Annotated in this window: 3 tRNA genes; all 3 read right to left on the bottom strand. The window is 47.0% G+C overall.

Annotated elements, in window-relative coordinates:
• Positions 1–36: 36 nt before the first annotated feature.
• The 3 genes from CXF86_RS20075 to CXF86_RS20065 all read right to left on the bottom strand — a co-directional run bounded on the left by CXF86_RS20075 (position 37) and on the right by CXF86_RS20065 (position 364).
• Positions 37–122, bottom strand: a tRNA-Leu gene (locus CXF86_RS20075).
• 82 nt (positions 123–204) lie between these two features.
• Positions 205–278, bottom strand: a tRNA-Cys gene (locus CXF86_RS20070).
• A 10-nt stretch (positions 279–288) separates the two neighbouring features.
• Positions 289–364: transfer RNA gene (locus CXF86_RS20065), tRNA-Gly, on the bottom strand.
• Positions 365–385 lie beyond the last annotated feature (21 nt).

The following is a 385-nucleotide window of genomic DNA, read 5'->3' as shown; positions in this document are numbered from 1 at the left end:
ACAAAAAAGCCCCGACTAATGTCGAGGCTTAAATGATGGTACCCGAGGCCGGACTTGAACCGGCACGCCTATTAAGCGAGGGATTTTAAATCCCTTGTGTCTACCGATTCCACCACTCGGGCAAACTCGTTGATTTTGATGATACGTGTTATCGGTAGAAACACTGTAGTTAATTGCTTAACCACTCATCAAACTCTTAATCTTTGGAGGCGCGACCCGGAGTCGAACCGAGATAGGCGGATTTGCAATCCGCAGCATAGCCATTCTGCCATCGCGCCGGTGTTAAATTGGAGCGACATATCAGGTTCGAACTGATGACCTATACCTTGGCAAGGTATCGCTCTACCAACTGAGCTAATGTCGCGTTTCAATTTAATCTGTAATC

The sequence above is a fragment of the Shewanella sp. GutCb genome, from assembly GCF_002836135.1.
In the GTDB taxonomy this organism is placed as follows: domain Bacteria; phylum Pseudomonadota; class Gammaproteobacteria; order Enterobacterales; family Shewanellaceae; genus Shewanella.
The sequence above is the reverse complement of the archived record's forward strand: the minus strand, read 5'-3'. Positions and strand labels throughout refer to the sequence as shown.